This window comes from Providencia alcalifaciens DSM 30120 (assembly GCF_000173415.1).
Taxonomy (GTDB): Bacteria; Pseudomonadota; Gammaproteobacteria; order Enterobacterales; family Enterobacteriaceae; genus Providencia; species Providencia alcalifaciens.
Genome location: NZ_ABXW01000049.1, coordinates 13,329 through 29,496, shown reverse-complemented (window position 1 = coordinate 29,496; position 16,168 = coordinate 13,329). Strand labels below are relative to the sequence as shown.

Genomic DNA, 16,168 nt, shown 5'->3' with positions numbered 1-16,168 from the left:
AAGATAACAATGTGAGAAGTTTTTGGTGTGTTGCTGTGGTTTGTGTTGTTTTATTTGTTGAGGTTGTGGGAATTATGTGGTTTTATGTGTTCAAGTTTTATGTTAAGGATTTCAGCCATGAATGCTAATAATAAAAAAATGTGGGATGTCATTGTGATTGGCGGTGGTGTCATTGGCTGTGCAGTGACCCGAAAATTCACATTGATGGGAGCTAAAACGCTGCTATTAGAGCGTGGCGGCGATATTTTATCAGGGGCAAGTAAAGCAAATAGCGCGTTGTTACATACTGGTTTTGATGCCACACCAGGGACATTAGAATTGGAATGTATGCAAGATGGGTATCGGGAGTTCATTGATATTAGAGAAAAAATGAATTTACCGTTACTCAAAACAGGTGCGTTGGTTGTGGCTTGGAACGAAGAGCAGCTCAATAAGCTGCCGAGCATTGTAGACCAAGCACATACCAATAATGTCATGGATGTGGGAATGATAGATAAAGAAGAACTTTATCGTCGAGAGCCACATTTGGCGCAAGGCGCACTCGCCGCGGTTGAAGTTCCAGGGGAGTCCGTTATTGACCCATGGAGCACACCACTGGCGTATTTAACCCAAGCCGTGAAGCATGGCGCAGAATATCAATTTCACTGTGAAGTGACTTCCGGTGAGTTAAATGCGGGAATTTGGACATTATCCACATCAAAAGGTGAGTTTTCGGCCCGATTAGTGATTAACTGTGCTGGTATTAACGGGGATATTGTGGAGTCTATTTGCCATCCTTCCCCGTTTGAAATTAAACCGCGTAAAGGTCAATTTTTGGTGTATGACAAAGCGGCGGCAGCGGATATCAATGCGATTATTCTGCCTGTACCGACAGCGATCACTAAAGGTGTTTTATTGTCGAAAACGATTTTCGGTAACTTATTGTTAGGTCCAACGGCAGAAGAACAACAAGACCGTTGGAAGGCTGAGGTGAAGCAGGACGTTCTACAAGATTTAATTGACCAAGGCTCCCGTATGTTGCCATCGTTACATAACTACAGTGTGACAGCGACCTATGCAGGCTTACGCCCTGCAACAGAAGAAAAATATTATCGTATTAATGATTATCCCGAAAAACAGTGGATTTGCGCGGGTGGAATTCGCTCAACAGGTTTAACCGCAGCACTGGGCGTTGCCAATCATTTAGGGAAACTGTATCAAGAGAATTTTGAAGCGTTATTTGAGCTATCTCCGCCAACAGACTTGATTTGGCCTAAAATGCCAATGCTTTCTGAATATGAAGAACGCGATTATCAATGCAAAAATAATGGCGGGATTGTGTGCCATTGTGAATTGGTCACTCAACGTGAAATTGAAGCGACGTTTGATTCTGATATTCCGCCTGAATGTTTAGGGGCTCTTCGTCGCCGAACTCGAGTCATGATGGGGCGTTGTAATGGTTTTTATTGTAGCAGTCAGGTTGCTGAAATTATTAATGGTCGCTTTGACAATACATTAGCGGTGGAGGCAGTGAAATGAGTGTAAATTACGATGTGATTATCATTGGCTCTGGTCCCGCAGGTATGGCGGCGGCACAAACGTTACGCCGCCGCGGTATTCATAATATCGCGATTTTAGAGCGAGAAGCCCATGCGGGGGGCGTTCCTCGTCATTGCCAGCATCCGACATTTGGCTTGCTCGCGTTTAAGCGCCCAATGAAAGGCAACCAGTTTGCTGAGCGAATTATCAAAAATTTGGGCGATACCCCCATACTGACACGTAGCACTGTTACGCAATTACAACCGAATGGTGTCTTGACGGTGACAACACCGGATGGCGTTGTCGAAATGCGTGCTAAGCGTATTTTAATTGCGACGGGCGTTCGCGAAACACCACGCCATCCTCGATTGGTTTCTGGTTTGCGTCCCCAAGGTATTTTGACTGCTGGCGCATTACAGCAATTTGTCTATTTGAAAGGGCAAAAACCGTGTTTGAATCCCGTGATTGTTGGTAGTGAGTTAGTCAGCTTTTCCGCGTTATGGACATTAAAAAATGCAGGCGTAAAAGCCAAAGCGATGATTGAGAGTGGCGAGCGAATTCTGGCGTTTAAACCCGCTTCACTGTTTGCCAAAGCCATGGGCACTCCAGTGTATCTGAAGAGTAAAATCACCGAAATTGGCGGTTTAGATCGAGTGGAGTATGTGATGGTAGAAACTGCAGGAGAAATTCGCAAAATTGTTTGTGACTCCGTGATTTTTACTGGCGGGTTTGTGGGGGAAAATACGTTAATTCGTAAGAGCCATTTGAATTTTGATGCCAGTACGGGGAAACCCGTGACAGACCAGCGTAGCCGCTGCTCTGATGCTAGTTATTATGCGGCAGGTAACATGCTACATCCGGCAGATATGGGGGATCAATGTTACCAAGAAGGTGTGATTACGGGCGGGTATATTGCGGATGATTTATTAGCGAATCATCACCACATGGGTGTATCTCAAGGAAAAAGATTACCAATCCAATTTGCTGAGCCGATTCGTTTTACCGTGCCTGCATGTATCGATATGTCCGAATGTATGACTGAAAAAGTGGATTTCAACATCAAAGTCAACACGGCGATAACCGGTACAATCCGTGTGATGGCAGGAAACACATTGTTGTACGAAAAACGTCATCGTTGCTTACCGACGCGTCGTATTTTGCTGAAAAATATCGATTTAACAAAAATCCAAGCGAGTGCTACTGAAATTACTGTCACTGTTGTATAGTGCTGGAAATGTTAAATGGTCAGAAGGATTAAACTATGTGTGAGGGACGCTCCTCAAAAGTACGACACCAAACCATTATTGAGATGTTATCAACTCAAGGTCAGGTGTATGTGCAGGAGCTTGCAACGCATTTTAATGTCGCGCAAGAAACTATCCGTCGTGATCTGAGTAAACTCGAAACTCAAAAATTATTAAAGAAAGTTCACGGTGGGGCTGTCAACATTCAGTCAAAATTTGAGCGTAATTTTACCGAACGAGCTCAAGCTGCTGTCGATGAAAAGAAAGCGATAGCAGCAAAAGCCGCAGAGTTAATTAAGCCTGGAGACACGCTGTTTATTGATTTTGGGACCACAACATTTGAGTTTAGCCAACGAATTAAATCGATAGATAACATTACCGTGATCACCAACTCACCATTGTTAGCGAGTACCTTACAGGAAAACCCTTCTATCGAAACAATTTTGATTGGTGGGCAATTTAATGCGGCGCAAAATGCCTGTTTAGGCGCAATCGCATTAAAAAATATTACTGAATTTTATGCAGACTATGCAGTTATCGGTGCAGGGGCTTTTCATCCTCAGCATGGTGTAATGGATCAACACGTTGATGAGGCAGCCATTGCGCAAAAAATGCGGGAAAACAGCGATAAGTTAATGGTGTTAGCGGATGGAACAAAAGCCCATAAACATGCGATTAACTTTGTGGCAGGGTGGGAAAATATTGATTACCTCATTACGACCAGCAAAGAGTTTAAATTAGCTGAAAATAAAAAACGCCCGAAAACCAAAATTATCATTGCAGATATTCTGTAAGCCATAAAAATCAAAGTATTACTCATTTAATTTATACCCTATGGAAAATAATTCATTTATTTTTCATAGGATTACTTTGCTTAAAATTCGTTACATACGACACTAGGAATTAAAATGAAACTCTATTTTATTGCGTGCCCATACTCTGATCCTGATAGTAATGTTGTGGAAATGCGTTTCCAAGCTTGTACCCAATATGCCGCGGAATTAGCGCTTAAAGGAATTGCAACTTATAGCCAAATTACCATGACTCATCCAATCAACCAGTACTTAGCTTCTCAAGGGCAAAAAGTGGCATGGTCAGAGATTGATATGGAGTTTTTAAAGCGCTGTGATGGTTTGATTGTTCTGACGCTAGCGGGATGGGAAAAAAGCGGTGGTGTTGCTGCAGAAATTCAATTCTTCAAAGATAAAGGCTTGCCCGTATGGACTGACAAGGAATTTGCAGAGCAGGTCGTGAATTCATAATGAAAAAGCCGTAACGATGAGTTACGGCTTTTTTTAGTGCTAATAGAATGTGGTCTTAGTGGCTCGGTTTTAGATATTCATCTAAATTTTTACCTTCACCATTATTGCCATCATTATCTTCTGGGATCGTACATCCGAACTCTGCCACATCATTGCACATTAATGTGGTGATGGATTTCGCAATCTCATGCTCACCAATAATAATATGGTCGGCTCCACGCTCTTTGATAAAGCTCACTTCATCATCATAGTGTGCACGAACTACCACGGTAATATCAGGATTCAGCTCTTTCGCTGTCGCAACAATTTCACCAGCTTCATAACCGTTTGGAATGGTCAGTAACAGGGATTTTGCACATTCAATACGCGCCAGGCTTAGAATGTCTTTACTTGCACCATTGCCTAAGATTGCGCAGAAGCCATTTTCAGCGAGTTCTTCAAAGCGTGCGCGGGTATCTTCAATCACAACCAGAGGAATTTCACGGCGGCGTAGTTTATCTGCAAGCATTCCACCAACGCGACCATAGCCTACAATCACTGCGTGACCACAAATATCGACTGGAATTTGCGTTTCTTCTTCCAGTGTTTCCTCGAGAAGTTGCTCTTCGATGGTTTCGGTTTTTTCCAGATATTTATCCAGTAAGCTGAATAACACTGGGTTTAACATGATAGAGACAATCGCACCAGCTAACACTAAGTTTTGCGCGTCTTTATCCATGACCCCGAGCGCGAGCCCCATGCCTGCCAGAATAAAGGCAAACTCACCAATTTGCGCTAAGCTGACCGAAATCGTTAATGCGGTACGCCGTGAATGCCCAAACAGACGAACGAGCACCAGCGCCGCAGCCGATTTACCGATGATAATGATACCGAGAACAGCGAGGATACCTAACGGTTGCTCAAGGAGAACCACTGGATCGAATAGCATTCCGACGGAGACGAAGAACAGGACTGCGAAAGCATCTCGTAGCGGTAAAGTATCCTGAGCTGCACGATGGCTAAGCTCTGATTCATTCAGCACCATACCTGCGAAGAAGGCACCTAGCGCGAAGGAGGCGTCAAAAATCGCGACAGCAGCATAGGCGATACCTAATGCAAGTGCTAAAACAGCCAGCGTAAACAGTTCACGGGAGCCGGTGGATGCTGTGCGAGACAATATCCATGGGATAACTTTTCGCCCGATAACAATCATAATCACAATAAAGGCAACGACTTTACCTATCGTCCATCCAAGGCTCATCGCTAACTCGCCAAAACTGGCTTCATTGCTATCCATGATGCCTGCGGCTGCCGGTAAAAGTACTAAGGCGAGAACCATGGCTAAATCTTCAACGATCAGCCAGCCAATGGCGATTTGCCCACGTTGGCTTTCAATGAGTTGTCTCTCTTCGAGTGCGCGTAGTAAGACAACAGTACTTGCCGTTGAAAGACAGAGACCGAAGACAATACCTGTAAATACGCTCCATCCGAATAACATCGACAAGCCAAGACCTAACAACGTAGCAACGGCTATTTGTGCGATGGCTCCGGGAATAGCGATAGCTTTTACGGCTAATAAATCTTTTAGTGAGAAATGTAGACCAACACCAAACATCAAAAGAATGACCCCGATCTCAGCGAGTTCAGGGGCGAGGGTGGTGTCTGCAACAAAACCGGGGGTAAAAGGACCCGCTAATACACCTGCCGCAAGATAACCGACAAGTGGAGAAATTTTTAAGCGCTGTGCGAGCATGCCTAATAAATATGCAAGGGCGAGACCACCAACAATGGTTGTAATTAAGGGCGTTGAATGCTCCATTAAGTCTCCTCTGGTTTGTTTATGAATAAAAAGGTGGGTACATGCCTTTGGCTTTCAAAATGTTGATGACGTTAATCACCATTTTGAAATACAAATTGCCTGTTTTTTTATTTTAACGGTTTTGAACACAAATTTCTTTAAAAAAGTGTCAGGTTTCTAAAAAAAAATCGAGCTGATAGAGCTAAATCGTTACAAGATTTTTATTTTAATGATTCTTATGCATATCTTTTGGTAAATAAGGGATGGGATATCCATACTTATAAAAACATAAGTATGGATAAAATAAGATAATAAATCTATTTGTTGTTTATATTTGGTAACAATACGGTGAAAATGCCTAATAACGGCAAAAATGCACAGTATTGGTAAACTTGCTCAATGCTAGTCATATCCGCTATCTGGCCCAGCACAGCAGCCCCAACACCACCCATACCAAAGGCGAGTCCAAAGAATAGTCCTGAAACCATGCCAGTCTTACCAGGGATAAGTTCTTGGGCATAAACTAAAATGGCGGAGAACGCTGACGCTAAAATCAGTCCAATGATCACGGTTAAAACTCCCGTCCAGAACAAGGAAGCGTGAGGCAAAATCAATGTAAAAGGGGCAACGCCAAGGATAGAAAACCAGATAACATACTTACGCCCGATTTTATCGCCAATCGGTCCACCAATCATGGTGCCTGCAGCAACTGCAAATAAAAACACAAACAAGTGAATTTGCGCATTTTGTACAGAAACACCAAACTTATCGATTAAATAGAACGTGTAGTAGCTGCTGATACTCGCTAAATAGAAATATTTTGAGAAAATTAGAATCAGCAAAATACTGAGAGACCCAATTACGATTTTGCGAGGAAGGACTTTTACGTCTCCCTGACTGACCGGTCTTTTCTTCGCGGCACGGTGCTGTTGTTTATACCAACTGCTGACTTGCAAGAGAATGATGATGGCAAGCAAGGCAGCGAATGAGAACCAACCAATATTGCCTTTACCGTAAGGTTCAATAATCAAAGCGGCAAGTAGCGGACCTAATGATGCACCAAGATTACCGCCCACTTGGAAGAAGGATTGGGCTAATCCATGGCGACCACCTGATGCCATTCTGGCAACCCGTGAGGATTCAGGGTGGAATACAGAGGAGCCCGTACCAACTAGCGCGGCGGCTATCAAAATGGTTGGGAAGGTTTCTGCCATTGCTAAGAGTAGCAACCCTGACAGCGTAAAGCTCATACCAATCGGTAAGGAATAGGGCTGAGGGTGTTTATCGGTGTAATAACCAATAATAGGCTGTAAAAGTGAGGCCGTGACTTGGTAGGTGAGGGTGATCATCCCAATCTGCGCGAAACTCAGAGAAAAGTCAGATTGTAGTAAGGGATAAATCGCCAATATCAGCGATTGAATCATGTCATTGAGTAAGTGGGAGACACTGATTGCCGTCAGAATGCTAAAGACGGTTTTTCCTGTTTTATTGGCGGGTTTACTTCCGCCACTCGCTGCTGTTTGCTCGCTCATCATCGTCACTTTAGTTTGTTGCGTAATTGTAACCAATATAACTAATATAGAAATTATTTAAATGGCAATATGAGTCGTATTGTCAAATTGGCGAAAAATATTAGTCGATCAAGATCTCATTTCTTTGTAACAGCTTTCTGTTTGTGCATAGCCGCTCAGATCTTATAAGCATTTTTATGCTATAAGACTAACCTCATTAACACATAACAAACTACTTAATCGGTAGATATTTCTATACCAGCAGGGAGAATGTATGAAACTGACATTTAAGGCATCTGCATGCGCATTAACTGTCTCGTTAGCGCTGCTACCCGCAGCGATGGCAAATGCGTGGGAAAAAGATAAAACCTACAACATCACTATCTTGCATACCAACGATCACCATGGCCATTTTTGGCACAATGAAAAAGGTGAGTATGGCTTAGCGGCACAAAAAACCGTGGTAGACGAAATTCGTGATGAAGTTGCCAAGCAAGGTGGTAGTGTCTTGCTGCTCTCTGGTGGGGATATTAATACCGGTGTGCCAGAGTCTGATTTACAAGATGCAGAGCCTGACTTTAAAGGCATGAATTTAGTAGGTTACGATGCGATGGCGCTGGGTAACCATGAATTTGATAATCCGCTGGAAGTCTTAAAACAGCAAGAAAAATGGGCAACTTTCCCATTCTTATCTGCCAATATTTATCAAACCAGTACAGGAAAACGACTGTTTAAACCTTACCAAGTATTTGATAAGCAAGGTGTAAAAATTGCAGTGCTAGGTTTAACAACCGATGACACCGCAAAAATTGGTAATCCTGCGAACTTCCCTGATGTTGAGTTTCGTGTTCCTGCCGCTGAAGCTAAAAAGGTGGTAGAGGAATTACGTGCGACCGAGAAACCTGACATCATTATCGCGGCAACTCACATGGGACACTATGATGATGGCAACCACGGTTCTAACGCACCAGGGGATGTTGAAATGGCTCGTAGTTTACCTGCGGGTTATTTGGATATGATCGTGGGTGGTCACTCACAAGATCCTGTTTGTATGTCTCAAGAGAACAAAAATTACAAACAAGAAGATTACGTGCCAGGAACGCCATGTGCGCCAGATAACCAAAATGGGACATGGATTGTTCAAGCCCACGAATGGGGCAAATATGTTGGTCGTGCAGACTTTGAATTCAAAAACGGTAAATTCACGTTAAAACATTATCAGTTGATCCCGATTAACCTGAAGAAAAAAGTGAAGAAAGACGATGGCTCATCAGATTACGTCTACTACACTCAGGAAATTGCGCATAACCCTGAAATGACTAAATTGCTAACCCCTTATCAAGATAAAGGTGACCAGCAATTAGGCGTGAAGGTGGGTTCTGTCGAAGGCAAACTGATGGGTGACCGTAATAAAGTGCGCTTTGAGCAAACTAATATGGGGCACTTATTACTGGCCGCTCAAAAGGAACGAGCTGGTGCAGATTTCGCTATTATGAGTGGTGGCGGTGTACGTGATTCTATCGAAAGTGGTGATATCACGTATAAAGATGTCCTTAAAGTTCAGCCATTTGCCAATGAATTGGTGTATGTGGACTTTAAAGGTGAAGAAGTTCTGCCGTACTTACAAGCCGTGGCAAACATGAAAACCGATTCAGGGGCTTATGGTCAATTCTATAATGTGAGCCTGACCCTGAATGCGGATGGTACAATCAGCGACGTGAAGATTGATGGCAAACCTATCGATAAGAACAAAACTTACCGTATGGCGACATTAAACTTCAACGCTATTGGTGGCGATGGTTACCCTGCTATCGATAACCATCCAAATTACGTCAATACGGGCTTTGTGGATGCGGAAGTACTCAAAGGCTATATTGAGAAACATTCTCCATTGAAAGCCGCTGATTATGAGCCAAAAGGCGAGATTGTTTATAAAAATAAATAATCGTTCATCGGTATGAAAAAGCCCCTCGATAGGGGCTTTTTATTGTTCACGATTCTTTTTTAATATCCGCAAAGTTGGCATTTAGTACACTTGCCAAATCGTTCGGAGAGAGCTCTAAATCCAAACCGCGTTTACCGCCAGAAATAAACATCGTCGCAAATTCTTTAGCTTGACTATCAATGACGGTTGGAAGGCGCTTTTTCTGCCCCAGTGGACTAATTCCGCCTAATAAATATCCCGTGGTTTTTTGGGCAATTTGTGGATCCGCCATTTCGACTTTCTTCACGTTAAACACTTTTGCGACGGATTTGAGATCCAACTGACCAGATACTGGTGTGACAGCTACGGCTAACGTTTTTTGATCGCCATTGAGTGCCACTAATAAGGTTTTGAAGACTTGCTTGGCATCTAAGCCTAATTTTTGCACAGCTTCATCACCAAAATTACTCTCATTTGGGTCGTGATCATAAGGGTGTAGCGTGAATTTAATTTTTTGTTTTTCCAGTAATTTTACTGCCGGAGTCATAATTATTCCTTTTTTTTTAATGACTGGATTTATCAAATATCGTTTCGTAAATAATCAATTAAGCTCTGTTCCCCAAACAAATGCAGTGCGCCTACAGCGACTACATAATTCCCCGCAGGCAAGGTTTTCAGTTTGCTCGCCCATTCTTGATTACGTTGGGTCATCAGCACATTATAGACCCCTTCACTGAAGGTATTGGGTAATGTAACGCAATTTTCAGGCTGAAAATCTAACCACCAGCTGATCATTGTTTGCAGTGAACGCGCATTCGACCGCCAATGAATCAGGGTATCTTGTAATAATGGCAAACCATTGTTTGGCAAATTGAGAAGCAATTGAACTTGGGAATCTACGCCTTCTAGCTCGATAATGGGTTTATGTTGAGATTGGGCGTTATGAATCAATTGGTAATCAATGCCGTAATGACCTCGTAAACCCAGCATTTGTGCTTGGGTGGCTTGCATTGTCAGTGCTACTTGCCATGAAGGAAGAGGGTCAAATTGTGTTGGGGATTGACGAATTTCTTGGCAATACTGCAAAAAGAGCGCGAATTCAGTCTCAGTTAGCCGTTGTGAAATAGGCGAAAGCAGCTCAGTAGATGTTGGGAATGGTGAGTTTGCTTGGGTAATATCCGCTTCAACAATCAGCCCATTAGCACGATTGATTTTATCTAATAAGAGCGCTGACAAGGGAAACATATTTTCTGTTCCCATATGGATACTGCCAACAATGTGCAGCTTTATATTATTAGGTAAGCGAACATCAACCGCAGGGTAAGGATAATTCGGAGCCACTCCCCGATGTAGCCAACTTTTTAAGTTTTCGAGTAGTTTTCCCATTGTTTATTTATCCTTATTCAGCGACTGAAAGGAACAGAGTAAACAATCTTGGGGGAATTTGCGAATCACACCGCACAATATCATCGCCGTGAAGTATCACCGTATAATAGATTTGAATCTAAAAAATAGCGCCTATTGAGAAGGCGCTATTTTTCATTACGAGTAGGTTAATTACAGGGTTTAATCTTTACGTTTTAATAAACTTAATAGAGAGAATAAGCCAAACGCACTGAAAATTAATTCGATACCGATTAATGCAGTTAATAGTGCAATTGAGGTAATCGGACCATTGCCAATTAATAAGTAAGCAATAAACAAGTCCAGTATCCCAATAATAATCTGCATCCAGCCAGCCGCAGATTTAATTTGCTGGATACCTGCATACAAACGGATGACCCCACCGATAATAAATAAGGCGGCAATCACCATCGCCATGGCGATCAAGCCTTGCAAAGGCTCTTTGATAAACGCATAACCGACGATGCAGTAAATAATCCCGATGACAAATCCAAAAAGACGGGACCAGCCAGTGTAGATAGTGGTGCTTAGGATACTCACAATAGCACCAACGCCACTTAAGATTAATAACACGCCCACGATGGCACTGACGACAATACCAGAGGCAACCGGATTAGCTAAACAGGCGATACCCCCTAGCAACAATAAGACGGCAAGAACCGCCAGAATATTACGTTGCTTTTTCATATCACCACTGGCTAAGTTGGTGAGTTTTTCGCGATTAATATTTAACATGGAACCCTCAAACAGTGAAAATAATGAAAATCACTTAATTATAGAACAGGAATGGTTAAGTGACTGAGGTATTTGGGCGATTTGTTGCGTTAAGTCAAATAGAAGGGAAAGCCACCGAGATGATATCACGGTGGCTTAGTTTGGCTATTTCTCAGGTTTAAAGCGTAATAAACGGTTGGCATTGCTGACGACAGTGATAGACGAGAGCGCCATGGCGGCTCCTGCTACAACGGGATTCAGTAATGTTCCGGTAAGAGGGTATAAAATCCCTGCGGCAATCGGAATGCCTAACGAGTTATACACGAAGGCACCAAACAAGTTTTGTTTCATATTACGCAGAGTCCCCTTAGAGATGGACACCGCATCCGCGACACCATGTAGGCTTTGGCGCATTAACGTAATAGAGGCAGTTTCAATGGCAATATCACTGCCACCCCCCATCGCGATACCGACGTCAGCGCGAGCCAAGGCAGGAGCATCATTAATGCCGTCACCGACCATCGCCACTTTATGCCCTTTGGATTGTAACGCTTCAATTGCTGCGGATTTACCATCTGGCATCACGCCTGCAATAACTTCATCAATACCCGCCTCTTTCGCGATAGCCTTGGCGGTAACAGGGTTGTCCCCAGTTAACATTACTAAGCGGAAGCCTTGTTTATGCAGACGAGCAAGGGCGCTAACACTGTCTTCACGTAACGGATCACGGATAGACAACAGCGCTGCAATTTTACCATCAACAGCCAGTAATACCGGTGTAACCCCAAGGGAGGCTTGCTGGTGGAGTGTTTCATCGATTTCACGGGTATCAACCTGATTTTCAGCTAACAGTTTTTGATTACCTAATAACACCGTTTTACCGTCAACAACCGCGGTTACACCTAATCCCGCTATGGTTCTAAATTGTTGATTGGCAATCATGTCCAAGCCTTTTGCACGATTAACAATTGCACGAGCCAATGGGTGATTAGAGCCACTTTCAAGAGAAGCGGCAAATTGCAACGCTTGTGACTCGTCAAAGTCGTTGAATACGTGAATATCGGTGACTTGTGGCATGCCTTCGGTCAGCGTGCCCGTCTTATCAAAAACGATGGTGTCTAGTTCGCTAGCCTGTTGTAAAGCATCTGCGTCACGGACTAATACCCCAAACTCGGCAGCGCGACCCACCCCTGAAATAATCGACATCGGAGTGGCAAGACCAAGCGCACACGGACAGGCGATAATCAGTACCGTGGTGGTAATGACCAGCGCATAGGTAATTTGCGGCGCAGGCCCCACAAAATACCAAATCGCCCCTGAAATAACGGCAATAGCAACCACTACTGGCACAAATATGGCAGAAATTCGATCCGCTAATTGACCTATTTGTGGCTTACTGCTTTGCGCTTGGCGAACAAGATGGATAATACGCGCTAAGGTGGTTTGGCTGCCGACAGCCGCGGCACGGAATAACACGGTTCCATCTTGTACGACTGTTCCAGCATGCACGGCATCCCCGCGGCTTTTTTGCTGAGGGATCGGCTCACCGGTGAGCATTGCTTCATCCAGCCACACTTCGCCTTCAATGATTTCGCCATCGACAGGGACACGGTCACCCGTGGTTAAGCGTAAAATCATACCTTGTTTTACTTCTGCAAGGGGCATATCGACTTCCCCTTGATCTGTGACAACACGGGCGGTCGGCGGCGTCAAATCTAATAAGCGTTCCAGTGCTTTAGATGAGCGTTGGCGTGCGCGCTGCTCTAGGGCATGACCGAGGTTAATCAAACCGATGATCATGGCGCTGGCTTCGTAATAAAGGTGACGAGCTTGTTCAGGGAAGAGCTCAGGCCAAATATTGACGACGATAGAGTAAAGCCAAGCTGCACCAGTTCCTAACGCGACCAACGTATCCATGGTGGCGCTGCCATTTTTGAGACTTTGCCATGCGCTACGATAAAAATGCCCACCCGCAAAAATCATGACCAGTAGCGTTAACACCCCAATGGTTAGCCAGATATTATGGTTATCTGCGCTTAACATCATATTGTCGCCCAGCATGCCCCAAATCATCACGGGGATACCGAGCGCGAGCGCAAGGGCGGATTGCCAACGGAAGCGACGCATATTGGCTTGAGCAACTTCTTGTTGGCGTTCACGGCGTTTGGCTTCATCTTGGATGATTTCAGCGCCATAACCTGCTTTCACGACAGCTTCAACGAGGTCATCAGGTTTTGCTGTTCCCGTGACCAACGCACTGCGCTCAGCTAAGTTTACTCGAGCATTTTCAACGCCAGGCACGCTATTGAGAGCTTTTTGTACTTTATTGACGCAACTCGCGCAGGTCATGCCATCCAGTAATAATTGGATACTGTCATCGGTAACTGCAATCTCCGGCTGCTCGCCTACATCAGATTCTTGTGCCGGAATATCGCAAACTGCCGCTGAACCCGTTTCCGGCTGTTCAATTGATGTTTTCAGCGGCTCAGTTTTTGGGGAGCTAATACCTGATTGAGCAAGTTCAGCCTTGAACCCAGCAGCGTCTACCGCTGCAATTAAATCTGCGGCTGAGGCTGTGCCATAAACCTTGGCTTGTTGAGTATCGACGACAGCCGCGGCAACGCCTTCAACTGCCTCTAGTGCTTGCTGCGTTTTTCCTGCACATTTCATGCAGTTTAAACCTGATAGTGCGAGCTCAACATTTGCTGTGGTCGCTTCAGCGGCTTTATAGCCCGCATCCTCAATCGTTTTAATCAGTGACTCAGGGCTTGCGCTACTTTCAATAACGGCGTAGTCGATGGTGACGTTGACTGACTCAACATCAGAGCGCGCTTGCAGCGCTTTTGTCACGGAACCGACACAGTGCATGCAGCTCAGACCTTGCAAGGATAATATTATTTTCATTTTTGATTCTCCGAGCCCTTTCATAATGCAGGGCTATAATTTGTACACAAAATCAGTCTATAATCCGCTATGTAGTTAAGGTTAAACCTTCCCTCAAGGGTAAGGTCAAGGGGAATTATGAATATTAGTGAAATTGCCAAAAAAACCGGTCTGACAGCTAAAGCAATTCGCTTTTATGAAGACAAAGGGCTGATCACCCCACCGGAACGTGGTGACAATAGTTACCGATATTATCAAGATAGACATCTTGATGAACTGATGCTGCTGAAACAAGCGAAAGATGTGGGATTTACGCTGGAAGAATGTGGCGAATTGCTGGGACTATTTCGTAACCCAAGCCGTCACAGCGCAGATGTGAAAAGTGCGACAATCGCGAAGATTGATGAAATTCAACAGACGATTTTAAAACTGTCCGCCATCCGCGATACGTTACAAGAATTAGTAGATGTCTGCCCCGGAGATGATGGAGCAGACTGCCCAATTATTGACCATCTGGCGCGTGGCTGTTGTCACCATAGTAAGGCTTAACTTTTAAGGTGATTCCATCTACCGCGGTCACTTCCACTTCGGCTTCTGCTTTTAAGGGGATTTCGCTGTAAACTCGCCAGCTACCATCAGCTAAGCGAACACGGCTGAATCCCTCTTCAGTATCAGTGAGTAAGCGCGCTTTAACGCCAATTAGCTGGTGGCTGATTTGGTTGACATCATCGGCGCTGCTGGCTTTGCGGTGGCTAAGCCATTTTCGCCATAAAATGGCAGAAATGACCGTGAACACTGCAAACAAGATACCTTGCCACTCCCAACCGAGAAATGGCAATAGGAAAGTAAGTATCCCAACCGTCACAGCGGCAATACCTGACCAGAGTAGATAGCCGCCTGTGCCAAGGAGCTCACCAATCAGCAGTAACCCGCCTAAACATAGCCAAAACCATGTGGGATGTGTGCTGATAAGTTCTATCATTCTTTAGCCTGCTTTTGGGTTACACCGACTTTTTTACTTTCGCCGATGAGCTCGGTGATCCCGCCAATCGCACCCATTAAGTTGCTGGCTTCTAATGGCATCATGATCACTTTGCTGTTTTCCGCTGAACCAATGCTTGTCAGGGCATCCGTGTATTTTTGCGCAACGAAGTAGTTAATGGCTTGCATATTACCGGCTGCAATGGCGTCAGAAACCATTTGAGTCGCTTTGGCTTCTGCTTCTGCGGCTCTTTCACGAGCTTCGGCTTGTAAGAATGCAGACTGACGATCCCCTTCAGCACGTAGAATTTGTGACTGTTTTTCACCTTCAGCTTTTAAGATGGCGGCTTGGCGGATACCTTCTGCTTCTAAAATATCCGCACGTTTGGTTCGTTCCGCTTTCATTTGCGCGTTCATCGCGCTGATTAGCTCTTTTGGCGGTCTCACATCACGGATTTCAATACGGGTGATTTTCACCCCCCATGGGTTCGTAGCTTCATCGACCACATGTAATAGACGACTGTTAATCGAATCACGCTGAGATAGCATTTCATCGAGCTCCATTGAACCCAATACGGTACGGATGTTCGTCATGGTGAGGTTGAGCACGGATAACTCAAGGTTGCTCACCTCATACGCAGCGCGCACCGGGTCAACCACCTGAATAAAGCAAACGGCATCAATAGTAACGTTGGCGTTATCTCGGGAAATAACTTCTTGGGATGGAATATCAAGGACTTGTTCCATCATATTGATACGACGACCAATTTTGTCCATAAATGGCACAATGATATGTAAACCTGGCTGTAAAGTACGGGTATAGCGACCAAAACGTTCAACGGTCCATTGGAAGCCTTGTGGTACTGTTTTTACGCAGGTTGTAACAATAACAATGGCAATAGCGACAAAGATAATAATCGGTATAGCACCAGACGCGAACAAATCCATAG

At 44.4% G+C, this 16,168-nt stretch carries 14 protein-coding genes; 6 read left to right on the top strand and 8 right to left on the bottom strand.

Annotation, left to right across the window (positions count from 1 at the left end; all coding sequences use genetic code 11):
* Nucleotides 1–117 precede the first annotated feature (117 nt).
* The 4 genes from PROVALCAL_RS10785 (at nt 118) to PROVALCAL_RS10770 (ending at nt 4,024) form a co-directional block, all read left to right on the top strand.
* On the top strand, nt 118–1,518 hold the full coding sequence (locus PROVALCAL_RS10785; RefSeq protein WP_006661081.1) for an NAD(P)/FAD-dependent oxidoreductase: 1,401 nt from the start codon (nt 118–120) through the stop codon (nt 1,516–1,518).
* Nucleotides 1,515–2,744, top strand: coding sequence for an NAD(P)/FAD-dependent oxidoreductase (locus PROVALCAL_RS10780; RefSeq protein WP_006659281.1), 1,230 nt, complete (start codon nt 1,515–1,517; stop codon nt 2,742–2,744). Before PROVALCAL_RS10785 ends, PROVALCAL_RS10780 begins: the two co-directional genes overlap by 4 nt.
* A gap of 35 nt (nt 2,745–2,779) precedes the next feature.
* Nucleotides 2,780–3,556, top strand: coding sequence for a DeoR/GlpR family DNA-binding transcription regulator (locus PROVALCAL_RS10775; RefSeq protein ID WP_006661083.1), 777 nt, complete (start codon nt 2,780–2,782; stop codon nt 3,554–3,556).
* A 114-nt stretch (nt 3,557–3,670) separates the two neighbouring features.
* Nucleotides 3,671–4,024: a DUF1937 family protein gene (locus PROVALCAL_RS10770; RefSeq protein ID WP_006659279.1), complete on the top strand. Its 354-nt coding sequence runs from the start codon at nt 3,671–3,673 to the stop codon at nt 4,022–4,024.
* 55 nt (nt 4,025–4,079) lie between these two features.
* On the opposite strand, the gene ybaL is transcribed toward PROVALCAL_RS10770, so the two are convergent.
* Nucleotides 4,080–5,822, bottom strand: a complete 1,743-nt coding sequence (ybaL, locus tag PROVALCAL_RS10765; RefSeq protein WP_006659278.1) for a YbaL family putative K(+) efflux transporter — start codon at nt 5,820–5,822, stop codon at nt 4,080–4,082.
* A 296-nt stretch (nt 5,823–6,118) separates the two neighbouring features.
* Nucleotides 6,119–7,333: an MFS transporter gene (locus tag PROVALCAL_RS10760; RefSeq protein ID WP_006661085.1), complete on the bottom strand. Its 1,215-nt coding sequence runs from the start codon at nt 7,331–7,333 to the stop codon at nt 6,119–6,121.
* Between the two features lie 253 nt (nt 7,334–7,586).
* On the opposite strand from PROVALCAL_RS10760, the gene ushA reads away from it, so the two are divergent.
* Complete coding sequence (gene ushA / locus PROVALCAL_RS10755) at nt 7,587–9,257, top strand: bifunctional UDP-sugar hydrolase/5'-nucleotidase UshA (RefSeq protein WP_006659276.1); 1,671 nt, start codon at nt 7,587–7,589, stop codon at nt 9,255–9,257.
* A gap of 46 nt (nt 9,258–9,303) precedes the next feature.
* Here ushA and ybaK read toward each other — a convergent pair whose 3' ends face one another.
* The 4 genes from ybaK to copA form a co-directional block, all read right to left on the bottom strand.
* Nucleotides 9,304–9,783 (bottom strand): Cys-tRNA(Pro)/Cys-tRNA(Cys) deacylase YbaK, encoded by a 480-nt coding sequence (gene ybaK / locus PROVALCAL_RS10750; protein WP_039861884.1) that lies wholly within the window; start codon nt 9,781–9,783, stop codon nt 9,304–9,306.
* A gap of 32 nt (nt 9,784–9,815) precedes the next feature.
* Complete coding sequence (locus PROVALCAL_RS10745) at nt 9,816–10,622, bottom strand: TraB/GumN family protein (protein ID WP_006659274.1); 807 nt, start codon at nt 10,620–10,622, stop codon at nt 9,816–9,818.
* Between the two features lie 180 nt (nt 10,623–10,802).
* Entirely contained in the window at nt 10,803–11,375 is a 573-nt protein-coding gene (locus PROVALCAL_RS10740) for an HdeD family acid-resistance protein (RefSeq protein ID WP_006659273.1), read from the bottom strand.
* A 144-nt stretch (nt 11,376–11,519) separates the two neighbouring features.
* Complete coding sequence (copA, locus tag PROVALCAL_RS10735) at nt 11,520–14,258, bottom strand: copper-exporting P-type ATPase CopA (RefSeq protein WP_039861882.1); 2,739 nt, start codon at nt 14,256–14,258, stop codon at nt 11,520–11,522.
* A gap of 117 nt (nt 14,259–14,375) precedes the next feature.
* On the opposite strand from copA, the gene cueR reads away from it, so the two are divergent.
* Nucleotides 14,376–14,786: a Cu(I)-responsive transcriptional regulator gene (gene cueR, locus PROVALCAL_RS10730; protein ID WP_006659271.1), complete on the top strand. Its 411-nt coding sequence runs from the start codon at nt 14,376–14,378 to the stop codon at nt 14,784–14,786.
* Here the strand turns inward: cueR and PROVALCAL_RS10725 are convergent.
* Nucleotides 14,740–15,219: an NfeD family protein gene (locus PROVALCAL_RS10725; RefSeq protein WP_006659270.1), complete on the bottom strand. Its 480-nt coding sequence runs from the start codon at nt 15,217–15,219 to the stop codon at nt 14,740–14,742. The genes cueR and PROVALCAL_RS10725 overlap by 47 nt on opposite strands.
* Nucleotides 15,216–16,166, bottom strand: coding sequence for an SPFH domain-containing protein (locus tag PROVALCAL_RS10720; RefSeq protein WP_006659269.1), 951 nt, complete (start codon nt 16,164–16,166; stop codon nt 15,216–15,218). Before PROVALCAL_RS10720 ends, PROVALCAL_RS10725 begins: the two co-directional genes overlap by 4 nt.
* Nucleotides 16,167–16,168: the final 2 nt, after the last annotated feature.